This window comes from Pseudomonas sp. p21 (genome assembly GCF_001642705.1).
Classification (GTDB): Bacteria; Pseudomonadota; Gammaproteobacteria; order Pseudomonadales; family Pseudomonadaceae; genus Aquipseudomonas.
This window is the reverse complement of the sequence record NZ_LWBV01000002.1, coordinates 870272-896895: the sequence shown is the minus strand read 5'-3', so window position 1 is coordinate 896895 and position 26624 is coordinate 870272. Positions and strand designations below refer to the sequence as shown.

Sequence of the window (26624 nt, the reverse complement as noted above, 5' to 3'; positions counted from 1 at the left end):
GGGTTACGCCGCTTACTTAGCGGCGCGCTCCTTGGCGATCAACTGGTCGGCAACGTTCAGTACGCCTTCCGGCCCGCCGGCGGTACCCAGGTCGAAGCGGTATTTGCCGTTGACCACCATGCTCGGTACGCCGGTGATCTCGTACTTCTTCGCCAGTTCCTTGGCCTGGTTGACCTGGCCCTTGATGGCGAACGAGTTGAAGGTGGCGAGGAACTTGTCCTTGTCCACGCCCTGGGTGGCGAGGAAGTCGGCCATGTCCTGCGGGTCGGTCAGGCGCTTGCGCTGGTTCTGGATGGCATCGAACACCGCGGCGTGCACCTTGTGCTCGACGCCCATGGCTTCCAGGGTCAGGAACATCTGGCCGTGGGCGTCCCACGCGCCACCGAACATGGCCGGTACGCGCTTGAAGTTGACGTCCTTGGGCAGCTTTTCAACCCATGGGTTGATGGTTGGCTCGAAGTGGTAGCAGTGTGGGCAGCCGTACCAGAACAGCTCGACCACTTCGATCTTGCCAGGCACGGAAACTTGAACAGGGTTGCTCAGCTCGAGGTATTCCTTGCCGGCAACAGGCTCGGCGGCCTGGACGGCGGTCATACCGAATACGCTGGCAGCGACCAGCGCGGCGCTGAGAATCAGTTTACGCATGCTTTACTCCTGGGCAGTCATTGTCGCCACGACGCGACCTGTACTGAGACAGGCCGGGAAGGGCCAGGGTTCTGTAGTGTAACGGCTGCGAACGGAAAAAAGGGCGGTCCGGCCGCCCTTTCATCATTGGCCTACAACATTAACTGAAAGTTAATGCGCCGCCTGTAATGGCCCTGTCGCCGGCAAGCCGGCTCCCACCTCAGCGCATCGACCTCAAGCCATTGCAGCACCTGTGGGAGCTGGCTTGCCGGCGACAGGGCCATTACAGGCGGCCGATGGGCCTCAGTGCAGGCCCTGGATGTAGCTGGCCAACGCTTCGATGTCGTGGTTGCTCAGTTTGCCGGCGATGGTGCGCATGGTCATGGCATCGCCATCGTTGGTGCGGTTGCCTTCGCGGAAGTCGGTGAGCTGCTTGGTCACGTACTGCGCGTGCTGCCCGCCCAGGTGCGGGAAGCCGGCCAGGGCGATGCCCGCACCGTTCGGCGAATGGCAGCCGGTGCAGGCAGGCATGCCTTTTTCCAGATCGCCGCCGTTGAACAGCGCCCGGCCACGTTCGACCAGCTTGGGATCGGCGGCGCCCACGCTGCCTTTCTGGCTGGAGAAGTAGGCAGCGATGTCGGCCAGGTCCTGGTCGCTGAACGCGGCGAGCATGCCGGTCATCTCCAGCACGGTACGCTTGCCCGACTTGATATCGTGCAGTTGTTTTTCGAGGTAGCGCTGGCCTTGGCCGGCCAGTTTCGGGAAGTTCGGTGCCAGGCTGTTGCCGTCAGGGTTGTGGCAGGCGCCACAGACGGCCGTCTTGGCCTGACCGGCGGCGGCATCGCCTTTGACGGGTTGCGCAGCAGTGGCCGCACCTGCGACACCCAGGGTCAACAGCAGACTCACGACTAGTTTGTTCATCAGCTAATCCAACACGGCTAAGGGTGAAATGTTATGTATCGGGACTGCCACTCATCCAAAGGATGACCAAACGGTAGTCCTCGGCACTGCAGTCCATGCACAATCCACGCGGCGGCATAGCCTTGAAACCCTGGGTCACGTGCTTCACCAGTACATCCATGCCTTGCGCCAGCCGTGGCTCCCATGCTGCCCGGTCACCCTGCCTGGGTGCCTGTGGCAACTGCCCGGTGTGACAGGCCGCACACGTGCGGTTGTACAACACCTCGGGATCCTGTGTAGCCTGTGCGCTGTAAAACGGCAGGAACATACCGACAGCAAGCAGCCATTTCGCCATGCGGAACGACCTTCAGGGTTGGGGGCCGCGCTGCGTTCTGTTGCGCGAGCTATTGTTCGACACCCCATGCCCGTTCTCCTTCGCTGGGAGAATGAGCACACAAAAACTGGGGCATTATATACTTCCGCCATCCAAACGGAAACGACACCGCTTGCCAGGCTCGGGCCCAAAGAGTCAGGCAACACCCACATCGGATATCCCATGCAAGTCAAGAACCCCATCCTCGGCCTCTGCCAGAAAGCCAAATTCGCCCTCAGCGCTGCCAAGGTCGAACAATGCCCGGACGACCAGGGTTACGAGGTGGCTTTCGCCGGCCGCTCCAACGCCGGCAAATCCAGCGCCCTCAATACCCTGACTCATGCCAGCCTGGCGCGCACCTCGAAAACCCCCGGGCGCACCCAGCTGTTGAATTTCTTCAGTCTGGACGATGAACGGCGTTTGGTCGACCTGCCGGGCTACGGTTATGCAAAAGTACCGATTCCGCTCAAGCAGCACTGGCAGAAACACCTGGAAGCCTACCTGGGCAGCCGGGAGTGCCTGCGCGGCGTGATCCTGATGATGGATGTGCGCCACCCGATGACCGACTTCGACAAGATGATGCTCGATTGGGCCAAGGCCAGCAGCATGCCGATGCACATCCTGTTGACCAAGGCCGACAAACTGACCCACGGCGCAGGCAAGAACACCCTGCTCAAGGTGCAGTCGGAAATCCGCAAGGGCTGGGGCGATGGCGTGACCATCCAGCTGTTCTCGGCGCCCAAGCGCCTGGGTGTGGAAGACGCCTACCGGGTGCTGGCGGACTGGATGGAGCTGGAAGACAAGCCAGTCATTTGAAGGTTTGCTCAACCTGTGGGAGCGGGCATGCCCGCGAAGAATCCAGCGCGGAGCATGGCCTGGGCTTCGCCCAGGTTCGCGGGCGCGCCCGCTCCCACAGTGTTCCTTCACCAGACTCAAGGCAAATTCCGGGCAAAAAAAACCCCGGACTTCGTATGGGGAGGGAGAAGTTCGGGGTCCAAGTCCGGACCGCTAGGGCGGGGTCCAGATATCTGCCAACACTTAACACAACATAGGAGCATCGAAAGGCTTCACCAGCCATTCAGTAACTCTGAGTTCCGCTTCACCGGTTTAGTTCCAAAGCCCTGAAAACTATTTGCGATAGTTTCATGAAGCCTCAGCACCACTGGCACTGAGCAGTGCCTGGACCCGCGCGTCCATGTCACGGATCCTGTGCAGCTTTCCCCGCTCGATCAGTGAGCTTCGTCCCAATTCGCACCAATTCCTGCCTCGACCAGCAGCGGCACGTCCAGCTGCGCAGCCCGGCTCATGTGCTGGCGAATTTCATCTTTCACCTGCTCCACCAGGTCCTCGCGCACTTCCAGCACCAGTTCATCGTGTACCTGCAGGATCACCCGGGCATCCAGCCCGCTCTCGGTCAGCCAGTTATCCACATTGACCATGGCCCGCTTGATGATGTCAGCCGCCGTGCCCTGCATCGGCGCGTTGATCGCCGTGCGCTCGGCACCTTTGCGCAGGGCCGGGTTCTTGGCATTGATATCCGGCAGGTACAGGCGGCGGCCGAACAGGGTTTCGACAAAGCCTTGCTCCGCCGCCTGGGCGCGAGTGCGCTCCATGTAGGCCAGCACGCCCGGGTAGCGGGCGAAGTAGCGGTCGATGTAGTCCTGCGACTGCTTGCGGTCGACGCCGATCTGCTTGGCCAGGCCAAAGGCGCTCATGCCGTAGATCAGGCCGAAGTTGATGGCCTTGGCGCTACGGCGCTGGTCAGTGGTGACGTCGGCCAATGCCACGCCGAACACTTCCGCCGCCGTGGCACGGTGTACGTCCAGGTCATTTCGGAACGCATGCAGCAAGCCTTCGTCCTTGGCCAGGTGGGCCATGATACGCAATTCGATCTGCGAGTAATCCGCCGCCAGCAGCTTGTAGCCCGGGCTGGCAATGAAGGCCTGGCGGATGCGCCGGCCTTCGGCAGTACGGATCGGGATGTTCTGCAGGTTCGGATCGCTCGACGACAGCCGGCCGGTGGCCGCCACCGCCTGCTGGTAAGAGGTGTGGATACGCCCGGTGCGCGGGTTGATCTGCCCCGGCAGCTTGTCGGTGTAGGTGCTCTTGAGCTTGCTCAGGCTGCGGTACTGCATCAGTACCTCCGGCAACGGGTAGCCTTGCTCGGCCAGTTCGTCGAGCACCGCTTCTGCCGTGGATGGCTGGCCCTTGGTGGTCTTGCTCAGCACCGGCATGCCCAGTTTGTCGTAGAGGATCGCGCCCAGCTGCTTGGGCGAGCCAAGGTTGAATTCCTCTCCGGCCAGCTCATAGGCACGCTGCTCCAGCTCGGCCATCTTCACCCCCAGCTCACCGCTTTGCACCTGCAGCAGCGCGGCATCGACCAGCGCCCCTTGGCGCTCGATCTTGGCCAGCACCGGCACCAGCGGCATCTCGATGTCCATCAGCACCGGCTGCACGCTCGGCGTCTGCGCCAGGCGCGCCTGTAGCGCGTGGTGCAGGCGCAGGGTGATGTCGGCGTCTTCGGCGGCGTAGGGGCCGGCCTTGTCCAGGTGGATCTGGTTGAACGTCAGCTGCTTGGCGCCTTTGCCGGCGATGTCCTCGAAGGCGATGGTGGTGTGGTCGAGGTACTTCTGCGCCAGGCTGTCCATGTCGTGACGGGTGGCGGTGGAGTTCAGCACGTACGACTCGAGCATGGTGTCGTAGGCCACGCCGCGCATTTCGATGGCGGGGGAGCCGTTGGCGAGGATGTTGATGTCGTACTTGGCGTTCTGCCCGACCTTGGCCTTGGCCGGGTCTTCCAGCAGCGGCTTCAGCGCCAGCAGCACGGCGGCGCGGTCCAGCTGGACCGGCGCCCCTTCATAGTCGTGGGCCAGCGGCACATAAGCCGCTTCATACGGTTCGACAGCGAATGACAGGCCGACCAGCTGCGCCTGTTGGGCGTCCAGGCCAGTGGTCTCGGTGTCGAAGGCGAACAGAGGCGCCTGGCGCAGCTTCTCCAGCCAGAAGTCGAGACGGGCCTGGTCGAGGATGGTTTCGTACCTGGGCTCGACCTTGGCCGCCGGCTCCGCGACCGGCGCGATGTCGTCACCGGCCCTGGCCGCGTCGCGCTGTACCTCGGCGACCCAGCTCTTGAACTCCATCTCGGTGTACAGCGCCAGCAACGCTTCACGGTCCGGCTCGCCGCACACCAGGGCATCTACTTCGATGTCCAAGGGCACATCGACCTTGATGGTAGCCAGCTCATAGGACAGGAACGCCGCGTCGCGGTGCTCCTCCAGCTTGGCCGGCAGGGTCTTGGCGCCGCGAATGGCCAGCGTCGGGACCTTGTCCAGGTTGGCGTACAGGTCACTGAGGCCGCCGCCGATGCCGGTCAGCAGGCCCACTGCGGTTTTTTCGCCCACGCCCGGCACACCGGGGATGTTGTCGACTTTGTCGCCCATCAGGGCCAGGAAGTCGATGATGTGTTCCGGGCCGACGCCAAATTTCTCGTGCACGCCAGCCACATCCAGCACGCTTCCGGTCATGGTGTTGACCAAGGTAATGTGCCCGTCCACCAGCTGCGCCATGTCCTTGTCACCGGTCGAGATGATGACCGGCCGGCCCAGGGCTGCACTGCTGCGCGCCAGGGTGCCGATCACGTCGTCGGCCTCGACCCCTTCGACGCACAGCAGCGGGTAGCCCAGCGCCTTGACGCTGGCGTGCAGCGGCTCGATCTGCACCCGCAGGTCGTCCGGCATGCTCGGGCGGTTGGCCTTGTACTCGGCGAACATGGCATCGCGGAAGGTGCCGCCCTTGGCGTCGAACACCACCGCGAACAGGCTGTCGGGGTATTGCTTGCGCAGGCTCTTGAGCATGTTCAGCACCCCCTTCACCGCACCGGTCGGCATGCCCTTGGAGGTGGTCAGCGGCGGCAGCGCGTGGAAGGCGCGGTACAGGTAGGAGGAACCGTCCACCAGGACGAGGGGCGCTTGGCTCATGAGCAGAATCAACCTTTTCGACGGGTCCGGCGCTAGAATAGCCAGAATCATTGACGACAAAGGGACAAGGTTATCATGCGTACACTCAATCGCCTGTTACTGCTCGGTCTGTTGGCAACCATGCCAGTCGTCACCCTGGCGGCGGACGACGCCCCCTCGGCCGATCCCGAGGTGACCATTCGCACGGAAGGCGACAAAACCATCCAGGAGTACCGGCAGAACGGATTCCTGTATGCGATCAAGATCACGCCGAAAAACGGCAAGCCTTATTTCCTGGTACGCGCCGATGGCTCTGATGGCAATTTCATTCGATCCGACCAGCCGGACATGCTGATTCCGTCCTGGAAGATTTTCGAGTGGTAATCTGACGCGCACCGTTCACATCAACCCGGCACTTCCCGGCGGAAGTGCCCGTATGGGCAAATTTTCATCATGTCAGTTTTCACCCCCGTGACCCGGCCTGAGCTGGAAACCTTTCTGGCGCCGTACGCGCTGGGTCGTCTGCTCGATTTCCAGGGCATCGCCGCCGGCACCGAGAACAGCAATTTCTTCGTCAGCCTCGAACAGGGGGAGTTCGTCCTGACGCTGATCGAGCGCGGGCCCAGCGAGGACATGCCGTTCTTCATCGAGCTGCTCGACACCCTGCACGCTGCCGACATGCCGGTGCCCTATGCGATACGTGACCGCGACGGCAATGGCCTGCGCGAGCTGTGCGGCAAGCCGGCGCTGCTGCAACCAAGGCTGTCGGGCAAGCACATCAAGGCACCGAACGCCCAGCACTGCGCCCAGGTCGGCGAGCTGCTGGCGCACATTCACCTGGCCACCCGCGAGCACATCATCGAGCGCCGCACCGACCGTGGTCTGGACTGGATGCTGGCCTCGGGTGCCGAGCTGCTGCCGCGCCTTACCGCCGAGCAAGCCACGCTGCTGCAGCCGGCGCTGGATGAAATCAGCGCGCACAAGGCACAGATCCTGGCCCTGCCACGGGCCAACCTGCATGCCGACCTGTTCCGCGACAACGTGATGTTCGAAGGCACCCACCTGACCGGTGTGATCGACTTCTACAACGCCTGTTCCGGGCCGATGCTGTATGACATCGCCATCACCGTGAACGACTGGTGCCTGGATGAACACGGCGCGATCGATGTGCCACGCGCCCAGGCACTGCTGGCGGCCTATGCGGCGCTGCGGCCGTTCACCGCCGCCGAGGCCGAGCTGTGGCCGGAGATGCTGCGCGTGGGTTGCGTGCGCTTCTGGCTGTCGCGCCTGATTGCGGCGGAATCGTTTGCCGGGATGGATGTGATGATCCATGACCCGAGCGAGTTCGAAGTGCGCCTGGCGCAGCGCCAGCAGGTGGCCTTGCACCTGCCGTTTGCCCTCTAGACCGCGTCTGCTTCATTCGCGGGCACGCCCGCTCCCACAGGTACAACGACAACCTTGAGGATTGTGTTATCCCTGTGGGAGCGGGCGGGCACGCGAAGAGGCCGGAACAGGCTTACAGCCCCGGCAACTTATGCTGCGGCGCTGAAATCCCGGGGCTGCTGCGTAGCCCGTTCGCGACACAAGGCCGCCCCTACAACGGACGTGCGCTGCTTCAGGCTTTTCTGATTTTGTCTCGAATGGTTGTCCGGTTTCAGGATTGGGAAATATCCTACGAGCCGCGTCCCCTGCCATCACCTTCTCAGTGGGAACCAGTGCCTCTAGGCTTCATCCATCGCCGAATAACTTGGCGATCGGGTGTGGTAGCCCGGATGCATTTTTTCCATGGCAGTCTATGGCGGCTGTGCGTGGGAGGCTTTCGAGCCTGCCTGGATTGGAAAATGCCCGGGTCTACCACCTCGCGTACAGTCGCCACCCATTCACGTGGTAGTGATGGTTGGCGACATTGAGGAGCATTTTCCAATGGCTAAAAAAATTGTCCCCGATCCACCCTTACCCTGCACCTCCACCCGCTCCTTTGGCCGCTGCGATGCTGGCCACGAACCACTGTTCACCGTAAACCCGAACATTTCTGCCGAGGATGCCTTGGTTCACGTAGCCCTGTACCTGCGTGGCGCCTATGAAACGGGCTCCAAAGCCTTGGAATACTTGCGCGAAGAAGGCCGTGGCATGTATTGGTCGAGCCTGCATTCCATTGAATTGGCGGAGGGGTTGGTGGAGGCGATACTCGATGGGATCGAGTCGTCGCCTGAACCGCAGAAGAAGGTATGAGGCTGGTGGCGTTTGGCGGGGGATTGGGGGAGGGCTGACAGGTGCCCGGCTTGAGGTTTACAGCGCCTGTGAGATCGAGCGCCGCCCTGATGCAATCCCCTGCAAGACCCGCCTTACAACTGCTCCAGACACCCAACCAGGTCGCCACCCAGCTTCTCCAGCAAGCGCTCATAGCCCTTGCCATCCACCGGGTCGGTACCGCCCAGGGCATCCAGCTCGGCCAGGCGCACCGGCAGCCCTGCTGTCAGGGTCTCGGCCAGCCGCGGCCGCAGCGGCGGTTCGCTGAATACACAGGTCTTGCCTACTTCCTGCAGGCGCTTGCGCATGGCTGCCACATGTTGCGCCCCAGGCTGCACCTCGGACGCCACGCTGAACACCCCGGTGTGCTTCAGGCCATACTCGGCCTCGAAATAGTCGAACGCTTCGTGGAACACGAAGTACGGCTTGCCGGCAATCCCGGCCATCCGCGCCTTGATCCGCCCATCCAGTGCGTCCAGGCGTTCGTCGAAGGCCTTCAGGTTGCTCTGGTAGCGCGCCGCATTGGCCGGGTCGACCTGCGCCAGGTCTGCCGCCATTTTCGCCGCGATTACCCGCGCGTTGACCGAGGATAGCCACAGGTGCGCGTCCAGGCTGCCCGGGCGGTGGTCGTGGTCATGGTCGTCGTGGTCTTCTTCCTCATGGGAATGGCTGTCCTCGCCAAAGTGGCGCAGCTTCATGCCCGGCAGCGACTGCACGGCTACCGTGGTCTTGCTGCGGCTACCCAGCACCCGCGGCAGGAAGCCCTCCATGTCCGGGCCGATCCAGTACAGCAGGTCGGCATCGCCCACCCGCCGTACGTCAGACGGGCGCAGCGCGTAGTGGTGAGGCGAGGCGCCCGGCGGCAGCAATACCTCAGGGCTGCCAACACCGTCCTGCACGGCGGCGGCAATCTGCTGCAGGGGTTTGATGCTGGTCAGCACGCGCACGTCGGCCTGGGCGGAAAATGCGATGAAAGCGACAAAAAGGACAAGGAATCGGGACACGGTGAATACTCGAGTCGTCAGAAACAGGTAACATAATAACGTCTCCATCCAGAACCGTCGCTGCCCATGTCCATCACGCCGCTGGCCAACCGTCCTCACGATCACTCCCATTGCGTACACAGCGCATTGGCTGAAGCCGACGCCTTGTGCACCCGCCAGGGCCTGCGCCTGACCGCGCTGCGCCGTCGAGTGCTGGAACTGGTGTGGCAAAGCCACAAGCCGCTGGGCGCCTACGACATCCTCGCCGTGCTCAGTGAGCAGGACGGCCGCCGCGCCGCGCCACCCACGGTATACCGCGCCCTGGACTTCCTGCTGGAAAACGGCCTGGTGCACCGCATCGCCTCGCTCAACGCCTTCATCGGCTGCAGCCACCCGGAACACCTGCACCAGGGCCAGTTCCTGATCTGCCGGGCCTGCCATGTGGCCATCGAGCTGGAACAGCAGAGCATCAGCGAAGCCATCATCAGCAGCGCCAAGGGCGTGGGCTTCACGGTCGAGACCCAGACGGTGGAAGTGGTCGGCCTGTGCAGCAATTGCCGGAGCGCGGCATGAGCGATGCACTGATCCGCCTGGAGCAGGTCGGCGTCACCTTCGGCGGCGAGGCGGTGCTCGACAGCATCGACCTGTCGGTCGCACCCGGCCAGATCGTCACCCTGATCGGCCCGAACGGGGCGGGCAAGACCACCCTGGTGCGCGCCGTGCTCGGTCTGCTCAAGCCGCACCGCGGCAAGGTATGGCGCAAGCCGAAACTGCGCATTGGCTACATGCCGCAAAAGATCCAGGTCGATGCCACGCTGCCGCTGTCGGTGCTGCGCTTCTTGCGCCTGGTGCCCGGTGTAGACCGTGCCGCAGCCTTGTCGGCGTTGCAGGAAGTAGGCGCCGAGCAGGTCATCGACAGCCCGATCCAGACCATTTCCGGCGGTGAGATGCAGCGTGTGCTGCTGGCCCGCGCCCTGCTGCGTGAACCCCAGTTGCTGGTGCTCGACGAGCCGGTGCAGGGCGTTGACGTGGTCGGCCAGACCGAGTTGTACAACCTCATTACCCGCCTGCGCGACCGCCACGGCTGCGGCGTGCTGATGGTTTCCCACGACCTGCACCTGGTGATGAGCGCCACCGACCAGGTGGTGTGCCTGAACCGCCACGTGTGCTGCTCGGGCCACCCCGAGCAGGTCAGCGGCGACCCGGCATTCGTCGAACTGTTCGGCCAGACTGCCGCACCCAGCCTGGCCATCTACCATCACCATCACGACCACAGCCACGACCTGCACGGCTCGGTGGTCGCCCCTGGCACCCATGTTCACGGAGCGCACTGCAAGCATGGCTGATTTTCTTCTCTACGCCCTGCTTGCCGGTTTGTCCCTGGCGCTGGTGGCCGGCCCACTGGGCTCCTTCGTGGTGTGGCGGCGCATGGCCTACTTTGGCGACACCCTGTCCCACGCCGCGCTGCTCGGCGTGGCCCTGGGCTTTGCCCTGGACGTCAGCCCGGCGCTGGCGGTAACCGTGGGCTGCCTGTTGCTGGCGATCTTGCTGGTGACCTTGCAACAACGCCAGCCGCTGGCCTCCGACACCCTGCTCGGCATCCTCGCCCCCAGCACCTTGTCGCTGGGCCTGGTGGTGCTGAGCTTCATGCACGACGTGCGCATCGACCTGATGGCCTACCTGTTCGGCGACCTGCTGGCCATCAGCACCACCGACCTGGCCTGGATCCTCGGCGGCAGCGCGCTGGTGTTGCTGCTGCTCGCTGCGCTGTGGCGGCCTTTGCTGGCAGTCACCGTGCACGAGGAGCTGGCCATGGTCGAAGGCCTGCCGGTGGCCGGCCTGCGGATGGCGCTGATGCTGCTGATCGCGGTGGTGATTGCCGTGGCCATGAAGATCGTCGGCGTGTTGCTGATCACCTCGCTGCTGATCATCCCCGCTGCTGCGGCGCAGCGTCACGCCCGCTCTCCCGAGCAGATGGCCCTGGGCGCCAGCCTGCTGGGCGTGACCGCGGTATGCGGCGGCCTGGCCATGTCCTGGTTCAAGGACACCCCTGCCGGCCCGTCGATCGTGGTCTGCGCGGCAGTGCTATTCTTGCTGAGCCTGGCCCTGCCCAAACGCTGAAAAACAGGGCGCGTGAAGGCGCGCCCTGCAACCTTTTCGCACGTAAAGGGTCTGTAAGACTTGTTTTCGAGCGTGCGCACCTGGGTGTAGACTTGCTCGCTTTTTGCGCAAATAGAGAGTCGCAGGAATGAAGCCGTTCGCCTCCCGTTATCTGCTTGTTGCCGCGTTTTCCCTGTTCCTGGCCGCGTGTTCCAGCGCGCCGGTCGAACAGGCCACCGCACCTGCCCAAGCCGATGCCTGGCAGCAGTTGCAACAGAACATCGCCAGCAACGAGCTGGCCACCGCCGAAGACCAGCTGGCAGCCCTGCAAGCCCAGGCGCCCGATGATGCGCGCCTGGAACACTACCAGCGCCAGCTCGCCGAAGCCTACCTGCAACGCAGCCAGATCTTCCTGCAAAAGGGTGATGTGAACGCTGCAGCCACGGCCCTGGCCCGTGCCCGCGCGCTGATGCCGCAGGCCCCGGCGGTAACCGGTGGCGATGCCGTGACCCAGGCGCGCAAGGCCGAGCTGGAGAAGGCAGAAGCGGCGTTGAAAGCGGCCGAGGCCAAGCCCAAGGCACGCATCATCGACCCGGCAGCACCGAGCACCGTGGTGGCCTTGAAGACCACCGACAGCCGCGCCATGCGCCGCCAGCTGGATGACATTGCCGCCGATGTGGTGAGCTATCAGTGCGACGTGGTGTTCCAGGTGCCGCGCACCGAGGATGCGCCTTGGCTGAAGACCTTGCTGGAGAAGCGCGTGCGCAAGATCGACAGCAAGTTCGAGCTGAAGCAGAAGCATGAGATTCAGCGGTCGCTGCCGGCGCAGGTAGTTCTGGTTCCGCATCAGCGTTAAGCATCTGAGGGCGCTGCGCGCCCCTTTCGCGACACAAGGCCGCTCCTACAAGGGAATGCGATCTACTGTAGGAGCGGCTTTGTGTCGCGATGGGCTGCAAAGCAGCCCCTTAGGCCGGCACAGCCTCCGCAGCCGCCTCCCGCTCCCATACCCGATGCCCTTCTACCGCTTTGACGAAGGCATCCACGGTCTTCTGCTCATCTCCCAGCAGCAACCCTTTGTCTTCTTTCAGCCCCAAGCTGCCCAAAAGCTCTTTGGTCAACACCATCGCCTTCAGGTGCTTGTAGCCCTCCAACAGGAAGTGCTTGGCCAACCCGCTGGCCGCCAGCGCATCGGTCGAAGCCTTGCCCCCAGGCACGACCATCCCATCGAACATGATCGATGGCATCCCCTCCATGGACGCATCCACCGGCAGTTGTTTGCCATCCACCGTCACTACCGGTGCCGAAGTCGGCCCCAGCAGCATCGGCCGTGCACTCTCGGCCTCAAGCGCCTTCACCAGCCTGTCGACGCTCGCAGCATCGACACCGTCGGCTACCAACAGCGCAATCTTGCGCCCCTTGACCCCCACGTTCCCGGGGTGGCTCATCTGGCTCAACGCCTTTGACTGCGCAGGTTTGCTGCCTTTTACCTGAACCGCTCCCTGCTTCGGTGCCGGCAGCCCAAGATTCGCGGCCACCGCTGCGGCCAGCTTCAGGTCGATGTTTGCCAGGATCTCGTTCACCTCCCGCTCGCGGATGGCTTCCCGCTCCACCTTTCCCAGCTCGAAGCTGTAGGCCTTGATGATATGCTGCTGCTCGGTCGGGCTCATGCTCTGGAAGAACAACCGCGCCTGCGAGAAGTGATCGCCGAACGACTCGCTGCGCTGGCGGATCTTGTACGCATCGATGCGCTCCTGATAGCTCTCGAAGCCGCCATCCTGTGCAGCAGGTGGCGTTTCCTTCGGCCATCCGCCATCGATGGAATTGGGCTCGTACGAAGCCCGCCCCTTGTCGATGGTCATGCGGTGCATGGCATCGCGCTGGCTGCTGTGGTTCGGCGCCACCGGCCGGTTGATCGGGAGTTCATGGAAGTTCGGCCCGCCCAGCCGGCTGATCTGCGTGTCGGTGTAGGAGAACAGCCGGCCCTGCAGCAGCGGGTCGTTGGTGAAATCGATGCCCGGCACGATATGTCCCGGGCAGAAGGCCACCTGCTCGGTTTCGGCAAAGAAGTTGTCCGGGTTGCGGTTGAGCACCATCTTGCCCAGCGGCGTCACCGGCACCAGCTCTTCGGGGATGATCTTGGTCGGGTCGAGCAGGTCGAAGTCGTACTTGTGCTCGTCAGCCTCGGGCACGACCTGCACGCCCAGCTCCCATTCCGGGTAGTCGCCGGTCTCGATGGCTTCCCACAGGTCGCGGCGGTGGTAGTCGGTGTCCTTGCCCGCCAGTTTCTGCGCTTCATCCCACAGCAACGAATGCACACCCTGGCGCGGCTTCCAGTGGAACTTGACGAAACTGGCCACGCCCTCAGCGTTGATCAGGCGGAAGGTGTGCACGCCAAAGCCCTCCATCATCCGCAGGCTGCGCGGGATGGCGCGGTCGGACATGGCCCACATCACCATGTGTGCCGATTCCGGCACCAGCGAAACGAAGTCCCAGAAGGTGTCGTGAGCCGAGCCGCCGGTGGGTATCTCGTTGTGCGGCTCGGGTTTGACCGCGTGCACAAAGTCCGGGAACTTGATAGCGTCCTGGATGAAGAACACCGGCATGTTGTTGCCAACCAGGTCAAAATTGCCCTCATCGGTATAGAATTTGACGGCGAAGCCGCGCACGTCGCGTACTGTGTCGCCCGAGCCCCGCGGCCCCTGTACCGTGGAAAAACGCACGAACACCGGGGTCATCTTCTCAGGGTCCTGCAGGAAACCGGCCTTGGTCAGCTCGGCATGGCAGCCGTAGCTCTGGAAGTAGCCATGCGCCCCGGTCCCGCGGGCATGGACGATACGCTCCGGGATGCGCTCATGGTCAAAGTGGGTGATTTTCTCGCGCATGATGAAATCTTCGAGCAGCGACGGCCCGCGGGCACCGGCCTTGAGGCTGTTCTGGTTATCGGCGATTTTCACTCCCTGGTTGGTGCGCAAGGCCTGGCCGGTGGCATCGCTGCGAAAGGTTTCCAGGCTCTGAAGCTTGGCATTGGTGTTGGCCCGATCAGGGGTCTGGGTGCCGGCGGCTTCACTGTGCTTCGGCGCGTCCGTGTTCTTGCTGGGCATGGTCGGCTTTCCTCGTCAGTCTTCAGGCGTACCCGTTTCGGGCTCGTGCAAGTAGTGACTGGGAGGCTTTGCCAAGCGTTCAATCAGAATTACCGGTTGTCGCGATATGCCCGAAGGATTGGTGCATTACGAAATAAATGCTAAGAACAGCTATGGGAAAAGGCTAAAATACGCGACCCCAGCTAACCGCTGACCCAAATTCCATGCGCCCCACAAGGTTCGCTACGTGATCGAGTTCCAACAGGTACACAAGACCTACCGCGTCGCCGGTAGGGAAATCCCCGCACTGAATCCGACCAGCCTGACCATCGAAGATGGCCAGGTGTTCGGCCTTATCGGCCATTCCGGCGCCGGCAAGAGCACCATGCTGCGCCTGATCAACCGCCTGGAAGAGCCCTCCGGCGGCAAGATCATCGTCGATGGCGAAGACGTTACCGCGTTCAACGCCAGCCAGCTGCGCGGCTTCCGCCAGCAGGTCGGGATGATTTTCCAGCACTTCAACCTGCTGGCCTCCAAGACCGTCGCCGACAACGTCGCCCTGCCACTGACCCTGGCCGGCGAGCTGTCGCGCAGCGAAATCGACAAGCGCGTGACCGAGTTGCTGGCCCGTGTCGGCCTTTCCGACCATGCCAAAAAATACCCGGCGCAACTGTCCGGCGGCCAGAAGCAGCGCGTAGGCATCGCCCGCGCCCTGTCCACCAACCCTAAGATCCTGCTGTGCGACGAGGCCACCAGCGCCCTCGACCCGCAAACCACGGCCTCGGTCCTGCAATTGCTGGCCGAGATCAACCGTGAGCTGAAACTGACCATCGTGCTGATCACCCACGAAATGGACGTGATCCGCCGGGTCTGCGACCGCGTGGCAGTGATGGACGCGGGCCAGATCGTCGAGCAAGGCTCGGTGGCCGAGGTGTTCCTGCACCCGCAGCACCCCACCACCAAGCGCTTCGTCCAGGAAGACGAGCAGGTCGACGAAGGCGAGCAGCGTGACGACTTCGCCCACGTACCAGGCCGTATCGTGCGCCTGACCTTCCAGGGCGACGCCACCTACGCGCCGCTGCTGGGCACCGTGGCCCGCGAAACCGGTGTGGACTACAGCATCCTCGCCGGGCGTATCGACCGCATCAAGGATGTCCCCTATGGCCAGCTCACTCTCGCCCTGATCGGCGGTGACATGGAAGCGGCGTTCGCCCGCTTCAAGGCAGCTGACGTACATATGGAGGTACTGCGTTGATGGACGCCCTGAATTTCTTCGCCAACGTCGACTGGGCCGAAATCTGGCTGGCCAGCGTCGATACCATGATCATGCTGTTCGGCTCGCTGTTCTTCACCGTGCTGCTGGGCCTGCCCCTGGGCGTGCTGCTGTTCCTCTGCGGGCCGCGGCAGATGTTCGAGCAAAAGGGCGTCTACGCGCTGCTGTCGCTGATCGTCAACGTCCTGCGCTCGCTGCCGTTCATCATCCTGCTGATCGTGATGATCCCGATCACCGTGCTGATCACCGGCACTTCGCTGGGCGTCGCCGGCGCCATTCCGCCACTGGTGGTGGGCGCCACGCCGTTCTTCGCGCGCCTGGTGGAAACCGCCCTGCGTGAAGTGGACCGAGGCATCATCGAAGCCACCCAGTCGATGGGCGCCACCACCCGCCAGATCATCACCAACGCGCTGCTGCCAGAAGCCCGCCCGGGCATCTTCGCGGCCATTACCGTGACCGCCATCACCCTGGTGTCGTACACCGCCATGGCCGGTGTGGTCGGTGCCGGCGGCCTGGGCGACCTGGCCATCCGCTTCGGCTACCAGCGTTTCCAGACCGACGTGATGGTCGTCACCGTGGTGCTGTTGCTGGTACTGGTTCAAGTCCTGCAGAGCGTGGGCGACAAACTGGTCGTGCATTTTTCCCGTAAGTAACCCCAATGGGGTCGGCCCGGCCGACCCGTTCGGGGGCCGTCGCGGCCCTCACAAGGAGTGATCAATGAAGAAGCTGCTTGCTGTTGTCGCCGCTGTCGCGGCCTTCTCGGCCCACGCCGAATCGCTGACTGTCGCCGCCACCCCGGTGCCGCACGCCGAAATCCTCAACTTCGTCAAACCTGCACTGGCGAAAGAGGGCGTGGAGCTGAAGGTCAAGGAATTCACCGACTACATCCAGCCGAACGTGCAGGTTGCCGAAAAGCGCCTGGACGCCAACTTCTTCCAGCACCAGCCGTACCTGGATGAGTTCAACAAGGCCAAGGGCACCAACCTGGTGAGCGTGGCCGGCGTGCACATCGAGCCGCTGGGCGTGTACTCGACCAAGATCAAGAAGCTGGACGAGCTGTCCTCCGGCGCCACCGTGGTCATCCCCAACGACGCCACCAACGGCGGCCGCGCGCTGCTGCTGCTGGACAAGGCCGGCGTGATCAAGCTCAAGGACAACAAGAACATCCTGGCCACCGTGAAGGATGTTGCCGAGAACCCGAAAAGCCTGAAGTTCCGTGAGCTGGAAGCAGCCACCATTCCACGCGTGCTGACCCAGGTCGATGCAGCCCTGATCAACACCAACTACGCGCTGGAAGCCAAGCTGAACCCGGAGAAAGACGCCCTGGTCATCGAAGGCAGCGACTCGCCTTACGTGAACATTCTGGTTGCCCGCCCGGACAACAAGGACTCGGACGCGATGAAGAAGCTGGCCGCTGCACTGCACTCGCCTGAGGTGAAGCAGTTCATCGTCGAGAAGTACAAAGGCGCTGTGGTGCCGGCGTTCTAAGCCGTCACATCGCGCTGGACTCTTCGCGGGTAAACCCGCTCCCACAGGGATAGCGCAAGGCTCACGGCCTACGCTGTACCTGTGGGAGCGGGTTTACCCGCGAAGCTTTTGGGGTTAACTCAATCCCGCTTCACAAGCCCGGGCAACTGCGCCACCAGCTTCTGGTTGTTGAACGGCGCCCGAATGAACCCGCGCTGACGCCCATCCGGCCCCACAACCGCCAGGTTGCCGCTGTGATCCACGGTATACCCCGGCTTGCTGGTATCGGCCGGAATGAACGGAATGCTCAAGGCATTGGCCAGCTTCTGGGTATCCTCGACCGATCCCGCCACCCCGACGAAATCCTTGTCGAAATAACCCAGGTACTGCTTCAGCTGGTTCGGCGTGTCGCGGTTCGGGTCTACGCTCACCAGCACCACCTGCAGCCGGTCGACGGCCTCCTTGGGCAGCTCGCTCTTCACCTGGCGCAGCTGGGCCAGGGTGGTCGGGCAGATGTCCGGGCAGAAGGTGTAGCCGAAGAACAGCAGCGACCATTTGCCCTTCAGGTCATCCAGCTGCACCGGCTGGCCGTCCTGGTTGGTCATGGTCACGTCAGCCACGGTACGGCTCTGCGGCAGCAGGATGATGCCGGCATCGATCAGCTCGGTGGGGTTGGGCTGGTCGCGGCCATTGAGCACCTTGTTGACGGTCAGGCCCAGGATCAACGCGACCAGGGCAACGAGGATGAAGACGGTTTTCTGGGTTCGGGTCATAGGTTCAGCAACAGGTAGTGGTCGAGGAGCAATGCGATGAACAGCGCGAACAGATACCCGATAGAGTACTTGAAGGTACCGATCGCCGCGTGCGGCCGGCTGCCACGGTACAACACCCAGGCCCATTGCAGGAAGCGCAGGCCCAGCACCAGGGCGCAGGCCAGGTACAGCGGGCCGCTCATGTGGATGGCGTAGGGCAGCAGGCTCACCGCCAGCAATACCAGGGTGTACAGCAGGATATGCAGCTTGGTGTAGCGCTCGCCGTGGGTCACCGGCAGCATGGGGATATCGGCCTTGGCGTATTCCTCCTTGCGGTGAATGGCCAAGGCCCAGAAGTGTGGCGGGGTCCAGGCGAAGATGATCAGCACCAGCAGCAGGGGCTCGGCGCTGACATGGCCACTGACCGCCACCCAGCCCAGCAACGGCGGGGCGGCGCCGGCCAGGCCACCGATGACGATGTTCTGCGGCGTGGCACGCTTGAGAAAGCCAGTATAGAGCACCGCATAGCCGAGCAGGGAAGCCAGCGTCAGCCAGGCGGTGAGGGCGTTGGTGAACACCAGCAGCAGAGCCATGCCCAGCAACGCCAGCGCCAAGGCGAACAGCAGCGCCGGCAGCGGCTCGACCCGGCCTTGGGCCAGGGGCCGCTTGTGGGTACGCGCCATCAGTGCATCGATGCGTCGGTCCACCACATGGTTGACCACCGCCGCGCCGCCCGCACATAAGCCAATGCCCAGGTTGCCGAACAGCAGCACGCTCCAGCTGACACCTGCACGGGTGGCCAGGAACATGCCCGCCAGCGAGGTGATCAGCATCAGCACCACCACCTTGGGCTTGGTCAGTTCCAGGTAGTCGCGCCAACTGGCCCGTCGTGCGCTCAGAAGCGTCGCCACGAATCATTCCTCATATGGTGGGAGATACCCACGCCAGCCACAGGCCGCAGGCGCCAGCCATGGCCGATACCCACGCGAACCTTGTCGACCACGCGGATGCGGTAGTTCACCAGCACCATGCTCAGCAACAACAGCGCCCCGCCCGCGTTGTGCGCCACGGCCACGGCCAGCGGCAGGTGCAGCAGCACATTGCTGATGCCCAGGCCGACTTGCACCAGCAGCGCCAGCAGCACCAGCCGCGCCAGGCCAGGGAGGCCACAGCGGTGCAGCTTCCAGCTGAGCATCAGCAGCACGCAAGTCACCAGCAATGCGCCCAGGCGGTGGCTGATGTGGATGGCCGTGCGCGCATCACTGTCCAGCTGCCCGCCCAGGTAGTTGGGCCCGACGTGCTGGGTCAGGTGGAAACCGTTGCTGAAGTCCGCCGCCGGCCACCACTGGCCGTGGCAGGTGGGCAGGTCAATGCAGGCGACGGCCGCGTAGTTGGCACTGACCCAGCCGCCCAGGACGATCTGGCCGATCACCACCAGCAAGGCCAGCGCGGCGATCCGGCGCAGGCTCAATGGCAGCTTGGGCAAGGGCGCAAAGGCCCTGGACAGACGCAGGGACAACAGGAACAACAGGCTCAGGGTAGTGAAGCCACCGAGTAGATGCGCGGTGACCACCTGCGGCCACAGCTTGAGGGTGACCGTCCACATGCCAAAGGCTGCCTGGGCCAGCACCACGCCCAGCAACAGCATGGGCAGGCGATAAGGCTGGCCATCGCGGGCATGCCGGCGCAGCGCCTGCACGGCGAGCAGGGCAATTACCATCGCCAGGGTGCCGGCGAAGTAGCGGTGGACCATCTCGGCCCAGCCCTTGGCGGCTTCCACCGGGTGCTCGGGGAAATGCAGCTCGGCATGGGCCAGCTGCGCTTCGCTCTTGGGCACGCTGATGAAGCCGTAGCAACCCGGCCAGTCGGGGCAGCCGAGGCCGGCGTGGGTCAGGCGGGTGTAGGCACCAAGCAGGACGACCAGCAGTGCCAGCAGGGTGGCGAACACAGCAAGGCGGAATCCGGGTCTGGCCATGGCAGGCTCCTAGCCAATATTGGACAGCTTGAGCAGGTGGCGCAGGTCGTCCAGCACATGCTTGCCGTTGACCTTGGCGTCGTAACGCAGCACCAGGTTGCCGTGCGGGTCGACGATCCACAGCTGCGGGCCGGCCTCACCGACCTGCTGCAGGTAGCGTTGCGCATCCAGCGGGTAGCGTTGCAGCTGCGGGTACTCGCGGCCAATCAGCGCCTGGTAGTCGGCGCTCAGCGGCTGGGCGGTCGCCAGCGCATGGCTGGCACGGCTGGCATCGCGGCCCAGACCAACCTGGATCTGCCGGGCCAGGTACACCAGGCGCTGGCAGTCCTCGGCACACACCTCGGGCGCGCTCACCAGCAGCTGCCAGTGCTCGTCCTGGCCTGCCACGCCGAGATCGGCGCGGCTTTCACCGTTGCCGATCATGGCGCCGTGGTAGCTGCGGCCTTCCGGCACCCAGAACTTGAGCTTGTACATGCTGGTGGCCAGGACCATCGGCCCGAGCACCACCAGCAGGATCAGGACAAGCTGCAAACGCCCGCGGGCTCTGGGTTTGCTACGTTCAGGCACTTCCAGTGGAGTGGCGGTGGCCATGGCGTTTCTCCTTGTCGTGGTGCCAGCCGAAGTAGAGGTAGAGCAGTACCAAAGTGGTTGCCAGGGCGAACCATTGCACGGCGTAGCCCAGGTGTTTTTCCGGGCCCATGGCAACGACCGGCCAGTCCAGGCGATAGGTCGCCGGGCCGGGCTCCAGGCGCAGCTCATGGGCGAAGCCTTCGCGATCGAGCTGTTGCCATAGCTGGGCGGCATCCACGGCGGTCAGCAGGTGCGGCCACTGGCCGCCTGCAGGGTCGGGATGCAACTGGAATGTGCTGCCAGGCGCGACATATACCGAGGCATCCAGCGCCAACGCCTGGGCAGGGGTATCGAAATGCACAGGCACGCGGCGATCCGGCCAGGGTAGCCAGCCGCGGTTGACCAACAGCCACAGGCCGCTAGCCTGGTCGTGGAAGGGTTGCAGCAGCTCGACACCGGCCTGGCCATCGCGCATGCGGTTGTCCAGCAACAGGCTGTGCCCGGCGTCGAAGCGGCCATGGAGATGCACGCGGCGGAAGGCATTGTCCTGGTTCGCGGTCAGCTGGGCCGTGGCCAAGGGCGCTTCGATCCGCCGCTCGGCATAGGCGGCCAGCAGCACGCGCTTTTCCTCGGCACGGCCGAGTTGCCAGCAGCCAAGCGCGATCAACCCCGGCAGCAGCGCAAGCACCACCAGGGTTGGTACCCAGCCCGGACGAAACGGCCTCATCGGAGCCTCGCCGGGCCGATCGCTATACTTATCCACATCACCGCATCCCCCCGGAGTATCGCCATGCTCAAGGCCGCGATTGTCCTGATGCTGTTGGCCACGATTGCCAGCCTGTTCAGTGGCCTGGTGTTTCTGGTCAAGGACGATGAAAACTCGACCCGTTTGCTGAAAGCGCTGACCGTGCGGGTGACCCTGGCGGCCCTGACCATCGGCCTGGTGGCCTGGGGCTTCATCAGCGGTCAGCTCGTCTCGCACGCCCCCTTCTGAAGTTCTCACCTACCCCTGTGGGAGCGGGTTCTTTATTCACAACACATAGACAAAGATGAACAATCCCACCCACACCACATCGACGAAATGCCAGTACCAACTGGCTGCCTCGAAACCAAAGTGTTTCTCCGGGTTGAAGTGCCCGCGCAAAATGCGCACGAACATCACGATCAGGATGATCGTGCCCAAGGTAACGTGGGCGCCGTGGAAGCCGGTTAGCATGAAGAACGTCGCGCCATAGATCCCCGATCCCAGGGTCAACCCCAGCTTGGTATAGGCCTCGTGGTACTCGTAGGCCTGCAACGCGATGAAGCTGGCGCCCAGGATGATGGTCAGCGCCATCCAGAACTTCAGCGGGCCACGGTGGTCACGGCGCAGGGCATGGTGGGCGATGGTGATAGTCACGCTGGAACTCACCAGCAAGATGGTGTTGATCAGCGGCAGGTGCCACGGGTCGATCACTTCCTTGGGCGGCGGGAACAGTTTCGGGTCGGGCGTGTGCAGCAGCGGCCAGGTGAATTCGAAGGTCGGCCACAACATGTGCGCAACACCCTTGGCCCCTTCACCGCCCAGCCATGGCCCGGCCAGCACGCGCACGTAGAACAACGCACCGAAGAAGGCCAGGAAGAACATCACCTCGGAGAAGATGAACCAGCTCATGCCCCAGCGGAACGAGCGGTCCAGCTGCGGGCTGTACAGCCCCGCGCGGCTCTCCCGTACCACCGAACCGAACCAGCCGAACAGCATGTAGGCCAGGAACAACGCGCCGATGAAGAAGATCAGCGGCCCGTGCGACCCGGGGTGGCCGGCCTTCATGTCGTTGAACCAGGTGCCCAGGCCGAACATCGTGATGAACATGCCGATGGTGGCGATGATCGGCCACTTGCTCTGCGCCGGGACGTAGTAGTGCTCATGACTTGCCATTGCTGTTCTCCTTCCCTTAACGGGCGCCCTGGACGTCCTGGGCCGCGACATGCGCGACCGGCGGGTGGCGAGCGGTGATGTCGAACAAGGTGTAGGCCAGTGTCAGGTGCTTCACGCTGGCCGGCAGGTCGCGGTCGACGATGAAGCGCACCGGCATCTCGATGCGTTCGCCGGGCTGCAGCACCTGCTGGGTAAAGCAGAAGCACTCGGTCTTGTGGAAGTACGCCGCGGCCTCGGCCGGGGTGATGCTGGGGATGGCTTGCGCACTCATCGGCCGGTCGGTCGGGTTGTGAGCGATGAAGATCATCTGGTTCACCGCCCCCGGGTTGACCTCCAACTGATCGGCGGTGGAGTAGAAGTCCCAGACCATGTCGCTGGCATTGGTCGACATGAACTGCACCCGCACCGACCGCGTGGGGTCGCTGATCTGGCTGCCTTCATACTGCCCACCGGTCTTGCCGTTGATGCCGAAGGCCTTGCACATCACGTCATAGATAGGCACCAGCGCAAAGCCGAAGGCGAACATCACCACCGTCAGCATCAGCAGGCGCAACACCAGGCGCTTCAGCGAAAGGCCGTTCATGGCACGGTTCCTATTTCACTTCCGGTGGCGTCTGGAAGGTGTGATACGGCGCAGGCGAAGGGATCGACCACTCCAGGCCCTCGGCGCCATCCCAGGGCTTGGCCGGTGCCGGCGCGCCGCCACGAATACACTTGATGACGATGAACAGGAAGAAGATCTGCGTGGCGCCGAACATGAACGCGCCGATCGACGACATCATGTTGAAGTCGGCGAACTGCAGGTTGTAGTCGGGAATCCGCCGTGGCATGCCGGCCAACCCCACGAAGTGCATGGGGAAGAAGGCCATGTTCATGCCGACGAACGATAGCCAGAAGTGCAGCTTGCCGAGGGTTTCGTCGTACATGTGGCCGGTCCATTTCGGCAGCCAGTAGTAGGCCGAGGCGAAGATGCCGAAGATCGCCCCAGGCACCAGCACATAGTGGAAGTGCGCCACCACGAAGTAGGTGTCGTGGTACTGGAAGTCCGCCGGGGCGATCGCCAGCATCAGCCCGCTGAAACCGCCGATGGTGAACAGGATGACGAAGGCGATGGCGAACAGCATCGGCGTCTCGAAGGTCAGCGAGCCTTCCCACATGGTGCTGACCCAGTTGAACACCTTCACCCCGGTAGGCACGGCGATCAGCATGGTGGCGTACATGAAGAACAGCTCGCCGACCACCGGGATACCGACCACGAACATGTGGTGGGCCCAGACGATGAACGACAGGAAGGCGATGGCGCCGGTGGCGTACACCATCGAGGTATAGCCGAACAGTGGTTTGCGCGAGAACGCCGGGATGATCGAGCTGACCGCGCCGAAGGCCGGCAGGATCATGATGTACACCTCGGGGTGGCCGAAGAACCAGAACACATGCTGGAACAGCACCGGGTCACCGCCGCCGGCGGCACTGAAGAAGCTGGTGCCGAAGTGGATGTCCATCAGCATCATGGTCACCACGCCGGCCAGCACCGGCATCACCGCAATCAGCAGGAACGCGGTAATCAGCCAGGTCCAGACGAACAGCGGCATCTTCATCAGGGTCATGCCCGGGGCGCGCAGGTTGAGGATGGTGGCGATCACGTTGATCGCGCCCATGATCGAGCTGATGCCCATCAGGTGAATGGCAAAGATGAAGAAGGTGACGCTGGCCGGCGCGTAGGTGGTGGACAGCGGGGCATAGAAGGTCCAGCCGAAGTTGGGCCCGCCGCCCGGGCTGAACAGGGTCGAGACCAGCAGCAGGAAAGCCGCCGGCAGCAGCCAGAAGCTGAAGTTGTTCATCCGCGGCAGGGCCATGTCGGGCGCGCCGATCATCAGCGGGATCATCCAGTTGGCCAGGCCGACGAAGGCCGGCATCACCGCGCCGAACACCATGATCAGGCCGTGCATGGTGGTCATCTGGTTGAAGAACTCTGGCTGGACGATCTGCAGGCCGGGCTGGAACAGCTCGGCGCGGATCACCATGGCGAACGAGCCGCCGAGCAGGAACATCATGAAGCTGAACCACAGGTACATCGTGCCGATGTCCTTGTGGTTGGTGGTCAGCACCCAGCGCATCAGTCCCTTGGCCGGGCCGTGTGCATGCTCATGGCCGTGGGCGTGGTCGTCGATCACTGCACTCATGTCCTGTCTCCTGCAATCCATTGATTGCCGCGAGTAACCCGGTTCATTGCGCTTCTGCCTGTTTCAGCGCCAGCACGTCCTTCGGCGTGACCATGTCACCCTTGTTGTTGCCCCAGGCGTTGCGCTCGTAGGTAACCACGGCGGCGATATCGACTTCCGAGAGCTGCTTGCCGAACGCGGCCATGGCGGTGCCGGGCTTGCCGTGGAAGACGATACCCAGGTGGGCTTCCTTCGGCCCGGTGGCGATCTTCGAGCCCTTGAGCGCCGGGAACATCGGCGGCAGGCCCTGGCCTTCGGCCTGGTGACAGGCTACGCAGGTGGTGTGGTAGACCTTGTCACCACGTTCCACCAGTTCTTCCAGGGTCCATTCCTTGCTGGTCAGCTCCTTGAGCTTGGCAGCTTCAGCCTTGCGCTCGCCCAGCCAGGTGTCGTAGTCGGCCTTGGACTTGACCTCGACCACCACCGGCATGAAGCCGTGGTCCTTGCCGCACAGCTCGGTGCACTGGCCGCGGTAGATGCCGGGCTTCTCGATACGGGTCCAGGCTTCGTTGACGAAGCCGGGGATGGCATCACGCTTGACCGCGAAGGCCGGCACCCACCAGGAGTGGATGACGTCGGCAGCGGTCACCAGGAAGCGCACCTTGGCGCCTACCGGCAGCACCAGCGGCTGGTCGACTTCGAGCAGGTAGTGCTCGTCCTTGGGTGCCTTGTTATGGATCTGTTCGGTGGGGGTGGCCAGGTTGCTGAAGAACTCTACGTCCTGGCCCAGGTATTTGTAGTGCCACTTCCACTGGTAGCCGGTAACCTGGATATCGATGTCCGACTCGCTGGCATCGTAGATGTCGATCAGGGTCTTGGTAGCCGGGATGGCCATGGCCACCAGGATCAGGAAAGGGACCACGGTCCAGAGGATTTCCACCCAGGTGTGCTCGTGAAAATGCGCAGCCTGCTGGCCGGTGGAGCGGCGGTGGATGACCATCGACCAGAACATCGCACCGAACACCACGATACCGATGATCACGCAGATCCAGAAAATGGTCATGTGCAGGTCGAAGACGGCGTTGGAGACTTCCGTCGCCCCCGGGTGCATGTTCACGGTCCAGGCGGCGTTGGCCTGACCAAAAACCGACCACAACAGGAGGCCCATCCAGACATGTGGATGTCGCATCATTGCGGGTTCCCCTTCTCGTTCTTGTAGTCCCGGAGGCGTGGCCTGCGGCAAGAGGGAACGGAGGTCAAGACTGCCTGGCTTCGACGACCGAGCCCCTGCTAAAAGCAGTCGGGCCTCATCAACGAATCACGTTCACCGGGAGTATAGACAGCGACCAACGGCACGCAACGAAGCCCGTGAAATGAACTCGATGAAATGGCTGAAGGGCCTGAAAACCGCGCGCTTGACACGGCATGGCACAATAATGGCGTTTCGATATACCTGAGCATGCACACGTTTGCGCGGCTTATAACAAATGCGTCTTAGGTATTCTGTATACCGAGCTAATTTAGTGTCTTCCGTTTGAAACGTAATGTCCCTGGAGTTGTCATGAACATCGCTGCTGTACGCGAGCAGGTAAGCCAAGCCCATCAACACGAAGGCCAGACCGGCCAACTGAAAAAGCGTCTCGAGCTGCAACTGCCCCACCTGCACCCCTCGATCCAACTGCCTGAGCAGGACGCCCAGGGTACTTTGGCGCGCTTCGTCAGCGCCTATATCGACCAGGTTCCGGAACTGCTGGAGGCTGCCCACGAGGTTGCCCGCGAGGCCGGGATCGAATCGCAGATCAAACCTGTACTGAAAATTGCCGAAGCCTACTTCCTGCAGCCACCCAGTGTGATGCAAGGGCATGTGGGCCTGGACTGCCTGCTGGATGAGGCCTACCTGGCGCACCGTCTGGTGGAAGAGGTGAACGACCTGTACATCCGTCACTTCCAGCAGCCGCTGATCCCGGTCGACACCACCGTCGCCAACCTGATTGCCCACCAGTTGATTGGCGAGACCTTTGCCAACCAGCTGGATGAAGTGGTGCACCATTCGGTGGACGAAATGTTGAATGACGAAAGCTTCGCGGTGGAGTCGGTGGAGGCCTACCGCGAGAAACTGAGCAGCCCGGAAACCGGTGCGGCGTGGAAGCGCTGGCCGTGCCTGTCGCGGCAGTTGGGTGTGGAGCTGGGCCAGCCGGCCTGATACTCCTGTCCCGGCCTCTTCGCGGGCACGCCCGCTCC

28 protein-coding genes are annotated in these 26624 nt (G+C 63.2%); 13 read left to right on the top strand and 15 right to left on the bottom strand.

Going from position 1 to position 26624, the window contains the following annotated elements; genetic code table 11:
* Positions 1 to 12: 12 nt before the first annotated feature.
* The 3 genes from dsbA to A4C63_RS09050 all read right to left on the bottom strand — a co-directional run bounded on the left by dsbA (position 13) and on the right by A4C63_RS09050 (position 1879).
* Entirely contained in the window at positions 13 to 645 is a 633-nt protein-coding gene (gene dsbA, locus A4C63_RS09060; protein ID WP_063912372.1) for a thiol:disulfide interchange protein DsbA, read from the bottom strand.
* A 282-nt stretch (positions 646 to 927) separates the two neighbouring features.
* On the bottom strand, positions 928 to 1545 hold the full coding sequence (locus A4C63_RS09055; RefSeq protein WP_003256951.1) for a cytochrome c: 618 nt from the start codon (positions 1543 to 1545) through the stop codon (positions 928 to 930).
* A gap of 31 nt (positions 1546 to 1576) precedes the next feature.
* On the bottom strand, positions 1577 to 1879 hold the full coding sequence (locus tag A4C63_RS09050) for a cytochrome c5 family protein (protein WP_063912371.1): 303 nt from the start codon (positions 1877 to 1879) through the stop codon (positions 1577 to 1579).
* 201 nt (positions 1880 to 2080) lie between these two features.
* Between A4C63_RS09050 and yihA the strand changes: the two genes are divergently transcribed.
* Entirely contained in the window at positions 2081 to 2713 is a 633-nt protein-coding gene (gene yihA, locus A4C63_RS09045) for a ribosome biogenesis GTP-binding protein YihA/YsxC (RefSeq protein WP_003252993.1), read from the top strand.
* Between the two features lie 413 nt (positions 2714 to 3126).
* Here yihA and polA read toward each other — a convergent pair whose 3' ends face one another.
* Entirely contained in the window at positions 3127 to 5874 is a 2748-nt protein-coding gene (gene polA / locus A4C63_RS09040) for a DNA polymerase I (RefSeq protein ID WP_063912370.1), read from the bottom strand.
* 75 nt (positions 5875 to 5949) lie between these two features.
* Between polA and A4C63_RS09035 the strand changes: the two genes are divergently transcribed.
* The 3 genes from A4C63_RS09035 (at position 5950) to A4C63_RS09025 (ending at position 8085) form a co-directional block, all read left to right on the top strand.
* The gene (locus A4C63_RS09035; RefSeq protein WP_013970316.1) at positions 5950 to 6237 is read left to right on the top strand and encodes a DUF2782 domain-containing protein; all 288 of its coding nucleotides are present in this window, start codon (positions 5950 to 5952) and stop codon (positions 6235 to 6237) included.
* Positions 6238 to 6306: 69 nt separating this feature from the next.
* On the top strand, positions 6307 to 7257 hold the full coding sequence (locus tag A4C63_RS09030) for a homoserine kinase (protein WP_063912369.1): 951 nt from the start codon (positions 6307 to 6309) through the stop codon (positions 7255 to 7257).
* A gap of 519 nt (positions 7258 to 7776) precedes the next feature.
* Positions 7777 to 8085, top strand: coding sequence for a hypothetical protein (locus A4C63_RS09025; RefSeq protein ID WP_063912368.1), 309 nt, complete (start codon positions 7777 to 7779; stop codon positions 8083 to 8085).
* 113 nt (positions 8086 to 8198) lie between these two features.
* Here the strand turns inward: A4C63_RS09025 and A4C63_RS09020 are convergent, their stop codons facing one another.
* Entirely contained in the window at positions 8199 to 9155 is a 957-nt protein-coding gene (locus A4C63_RS09020; protein ID WP_063912367.1) for a zinc ABC transporter substrate-binding protein, read from the bottom strand.
* A gap of 18 nt (positions 9156 to 9173) precedes the next feature.
* Here A4C63_RS09020 and zur point away from each other — a divergent pair, with 18 nt between their 5' ends.
* The 4 genes from zur (at position 9174) to A4C63_RS09000 (ending at position 12042) form a co-directional block, all read left to right on the top strand.
* Entirely contained in the window at positions 9174 to 9659 is a 486-nt protein-coding gene (gene zur / locus A4C63_RS09015) for a zinc uptake transcriptional repressor Zur (RefSeq protein ID WP_063912366.1), read from the top strand.
* A complete protein-coding gene (gene znuC, locus A4C63_RS09010) occupies positions 9656 to 10432 on the top strand; it encodes a zinc ABC transporter ATP-binding protein ZnuC (protein WP_025337219.1) in 777 nt (258 codons plus the stop codon). Before zur ends, znuC begins: the two co-directional genes overlap by 4 nt.
* Positions 10425 to 11207, top strand: a complete 783-nt coding sequence (gene znuB, locus A4C63_RS09005; RefSeq protein WP_003253007.1) for a zinc ABC transporter permease subunit ZnuB — start codon at positions 10425 to 10427, stop codon at positions 11205 to 11207. Before znuC ends, znuB begins: the two co-directional genes overlap by 8 nt.
* A 127-nt stretch (positions 11208 to 11334) precedes the next feature.
* A complete protein-coding gene (locus tag A4C63_RS09000; RefSeq protein WP_063912365.1) occupies positions 11335 to 12042 on the top strand; it encodes a PA5502 family lipoprotein in 708 nt (235 codons plus the stop codon).
* A gap of 109 nt (positions 12043 to 12151) precedes the next feature.
* Here the strand turns inward: A4C63_RS09000 and katE are convergent, their stop codons facing one another.
* A complete protein-coding gene (katE, locus tag A4C63_RS08995) occupies positions 12152 to 14287 on the bottom strand; it encodes a catalase HPII (RefSeq protein WP_063912364.1) in 2136 nt (711 codons plus the stop codon).
* Between the two features lie 226 nt (positions 14288 to 14513).
* Between katE and A4C63_RS08990 the strand changes: the two genes are divergently transcribed.
* From A4C63_RS08990 to A4C63_RS08980, 3 genes are all read left to right on the top strand, one after another.
* Entirely contained in the window at positions 14514 to 15521 is a 1008-nt protein-coding gene (locus A4C63_RS08990) for a methionine ABC transporter ATP-binding protein (protein ID WP_061305075.1), read from the top strand.
* Complete coding sequence (locus A4C63_RS08985) at positions 15521 to 16192, top strand: methionine ABC transporter permease (protein WP_063912363.1); 672 nt, start codon at positions 15521 to 15523, stop codon at positions 16190 to 16192. Before A4C63_RS08990 ends, A4C63_RS08985 begins: the two co-directional genes overlap by 1 nt.
* A gap of 64 nt (positions 16193 to 16256) precedes the next feature.
* Positions 16257 to 17027 (top strand): MetQ/NlpA family ABC transporter substrate-binding protein, encoded by a 771-nt coding sequence (locus tag A4C63_RS08980; protein WP_063912362.1) that lies wholly within the window; start codon positions 16257 to 16259, stop codon positions 17025 to 17027.
* A gap of 119 nt (positions 17028 to 17146) precedes the next feature.
* Here the strand turns inward: A4C63_RS08980 and A4C63_RS08975 are convergent, their stop codons facing one another.
* The 5 genes from A4C63_RS08975 to A4C63_RS08955 are packed head-to-tail and all read right to left on the bottom strand — an operon-like array spanning position 17147 to position 21030.
* Positions 17147 to 17779: an SCO family protein gene (locus A4C63_RS08975; protein ID WP_063912361.1), complete on the bottom strand. Its 633-nt coding sequence runs from the start codon at positions 17777 to 17779 to the stop codon at positions 17147 to 17149.
* Positions 17776 to 18669: a heme o synthase gene (gene cyoE, locus A4C63_RS08970; protein WP_063912360.1), complete on the bottom strand. Its 894-nt coding sequence runs from the start codon at positions 18667 to 18669 to the stop codon at positions 17776 to 17778. Before cyoE ends, A4C63_RS08975 begins: the two co-directional genes overlap by 4 nt.
* Positions 18654 to 19733 (bottom strand): heme A synthase, encoded by a 1080-nt coding sequence (locus A4C63_RS08965; RefSeq protein ID WP_063912359.1) that lies wholly within the window; start codon positions 19731 to 19733, stop codon positions 18654 to 18656. Before A4C63_RS08965 ends, cyoE begins: the two co-directional genes overlap by 16 nt.
* A 9-nt stretch (positions 19734 to 19742) precedes the next feature.
* Entirely contained in the window at positions 19743 to 20324 is a 582-nt protein-coding gene (locus A4C63_RS08960) for a hypothetical protein (protein ID WP_063912358.1), read from the bottom strand.
* Complete coding sequence (locus A4C63_RS08955) at positions 20293 to 21030, bottom strand: SURF1 family protein (RefSeq protein ID WP_063912357.1); 738 nt, start codon at positions 21028 to 21030, stop codon at positions 20293 to 20295. Before A4C63_RS08955 ends, A4C63_RS08960 begins: the two co-directional genes overlap by 32 nt.
* Positions 21031 to 21093: 63 nt before the next feature.
* On the opposite strand from A4C63_RS08955, the gene A4C63_RS08950 reads away from it, so the two are divergent.
* A complete protein-coding gene (locus A4C63_RS08950) occupies positions 21094 to 21297 on the top strand; it encodes a twin transmembrane helix small protein (RefSeq protein WP_003258925.1) in 204 nt (67 codons plus the stop codon).
* Positions 21298 to 21333: 36 nt separating this feature from the next.
* Here A4C63_RS08950 and A4C63_RS08945 read toward each other — a convergent pair whose 3' ends face one another.
* The 4 genes from A4C63_RS08945 to coxB are packed head-to-tail and all read right to left on the bottom strand — an operon-like array spanning position 21334 to position 25575.
* Complete coding sequence (locus A4C63_RS08945) at positions 21334 to 22221, bottom strand: cytochrome c oxidase subunit 3 (RefSeq protein ID WP_063912356.1); 888 nt, start codon at positions 22219 to 22221, stop codon at positions 21334 to 21336.
* 16 nt (positions 22222 to 22237) lie between these two features.
* Positions 22238 to 22804, bottom strand: coding sequence for a cytochrome c oxidase assembly protein (locus A4C63_RS08940; protein ID WP_063912355.1), 567 nt, complete (start codon positions 22802 to 22804; stop codon positions 22238 to 22240).
* A gap of 10 nt (positions 22805 to 22814) precedes the next feature.
* Entirely contained in the window at positions 22815 to 24404 is a 1590-nt protein-coding gene (gene ctaD / locus A4C63_RS08935; RefSeq protein ID WP_063912354.1) for a cytochrome c oxidase subunit I, read from the bottom strand.
* Between the two features lie 43 nt (positions 24405 to 24447).
* The gene (coxB, locus tag A4C63_RS08930; protein ID WP_015268462.1) at positions 24448 to 25575 is read right to left on the bottom strand and encodes a cytochrome c oxidase subunit II; all 1128 of its coding nucleotides are present in this window, start codon (positions 25573 to 25575) and stop codon (positions 24448 to 24450) included.
* Between the two features lie 369 nt (positions 25576 to 25944).
* Here coxB and A4C63_RS08925 point away from each other — a divergent pair, with 369 nt between their 5' ends.
* On the top strand, positions 25945 to 26586 hold the full coding sequence (locus A4C63_RS08925) for a hypothetical protein (RefSeq protein ID WP_043935172.1): 642 nt from the start codon (positions 25945 to 25947) through the stop codon (positions 26584 to 26586).
* The last annotated feature ends 38 nt before the right edge of the window (positions 26587 to 26624 follow it).

Coding starts and splice junctions, on each gene's coding strand:
- A4C63_RS09055 (WP_003256951.1), bottom strand. CDS start 1,545: ATGAACAAACTAGTCGTGAGTCTGCTGTTGACCCTGGGTGTCGCAGGT.
- coxB (WP_015268462.1), bottom strand. CDS start 25,575: ATGATGCGACATCCACATGTCTGGATGGGCCTCCTGTTGTGGTCGGTT.
- A4C63_RS09020 (WP_063912367.1), bottom strand. CDS start 9,155: ATGGAGACGTTATTATGTTACCTGTTTCTGACGACTCGAGTATTCACC.
- A4C63_RS09050 (WP_063912371.1), bottom strand. CDS start 1,879: ATGGCGAAATGGCTGCTTGCTGTCGGTATGTTCCTGCCGTTTTACAGC.
- A4C63_RS09025 (WP_063912368.1), top strand. CDS start 7,777: ATGGCTAAAAAAATTGTCCCCGATCCACCCTTACCCTGCACCTCCACC.
- dsbA (WP_063912372.1), bottom strand. CDS start 645: ATGCGTAAACTGATTCTCAGCGCCGCGCTGGTCGCTGCCAGCGTATTC.
- A4C63_RS08945 (WP_063912356.1), bottom strand. CDS start 22,221: ATGGCAAGTCATGAGCACTACTACGTCCCGGCGCAGAGCAAGTGGCCG.
- znuC (WP_025337219.1), top strand. CDS start 9,656: ATGAGCGATGCACTGATCCGCCTGGAGCAGGTCGGCGTCACCTTCGGC.
- A4C63_RS08985 (WP_063912363.1), top strand. CDS start 15,521: ATGGACGCCCTGAATTTCTTCGCCAACGTCGACTGGGCCGAAATCTGG.
- znuB (WP_003253007.1), top strand. CDS start 10,425: ATGGCTGATTTTCTTCTCTACGCCCTGCTTGCCGGTTTGTCCCTGGCG.
- polA (WP_063912370.1), bottom strand. CDS start 5,874: ATGAGCCAAGCGCCCCTCGTCCTGGTGGACGGTTCCTCCTACCTGTAC.
- A4C63_RS09035 (WP_013970316.1), top strand. CDS start 5,950: ATGCGTACACTCAATCGCCTGTTACTGCTCGGTCTGTTGGCAACCATG.
- ctaD (WP_063912354.1), bottom strand. CDS start 24,404: ATGAGTGCAGTGATCGACGACCACGCCCACGGCCATGAGCATGCACAC.
- A4C63_RS08925 (WP_043935172.1), top strand. CDS start 25,945: ATGAACATCGCTGCTGTACGCGAGCAGGTAAGCCAAGCCCATCAACAC.
- A4C63_RS08980 (WP_063912362.1), top strand. CDS start 16,257: ATGAAGAAGCTGCTTGCTGTTGTCGCCGCTGTCGCGGCCTTCTCGGCC.
- katE (WP_063912364.1), bottom strand. CDS start 14,287: ATGCCCAGCAAGAACACGGACGCGCCGAAGCACAGTGAAGCCGCCGGC.
- A4C63_RS09030 (WP_063912369.1), top strand. CDS start 6,307: ATGTCAGTTTTCACCCCCGTGACCCGGCCTGAGCTGGAAACCTTTCTG.
- A4C63_RS08960 (WP_063912358.1), bottom strand. CDS start 20,324: ATGGCCACCGCCACTCCACTGGAAGTGCCTGAACGTAGCAAACCCAGA.
- A4C63_RS08975 (WP_063912361.1), bottom strand. CDS start 17,779: ATGACCCGAACCCAGAAAACCGTCTTCATCCTCGTTGCCCTGGTCGCG.
- A4C63_RS08965 (WP_063912359.1), bottom strand. CDS start 19,733: ATGGCCAGACCCGGATTCCGCCTTGCTGTGTTCGCCACCCTGCTGGCA.
- A4C63_RS08955 (WP_063912357.1), bottom strand. CDS start 21,030: ATGAGGCCGTTTCGTCCGGGCTGGGTACCAACCCTGGTGGTGCTTGCG.
- yihA (WP_003252993.1), top strand. CDS start 2,081: ATGCAAGTCAAGAACCCCATCCTCGGCCTCTGCCAGAAAGCCAAATTC.
- A4C63_RS08940 (WP_063912355.1), bottom strand. CDS start 22,804: ATGAACGGCCTTTCGCTGAAGCGCCTGGTGTTGCGCCTGCTGATGCTG.
- zur (WP_063912366.1), top strand. CDS start 9,174: ATGTCCATCACGCCGCTGGCCAACCGTCCTCACGATCACTCCCATTGC.
- A4C63_RS08950 (WP_003258925.1), top strand. CDS start 21,094: ATGCTCAAGGCCGCGATTGTCCTGATGCTGTTGGCCACGATTGCCAGC.
- A4C63_RS09000 (WP_063912365.1), top strand. CDS start 11,335: ATGAAGCCGTTCGCCTCCCGTTATCTGCTTGTTGCCGCGTTTTCCCTG.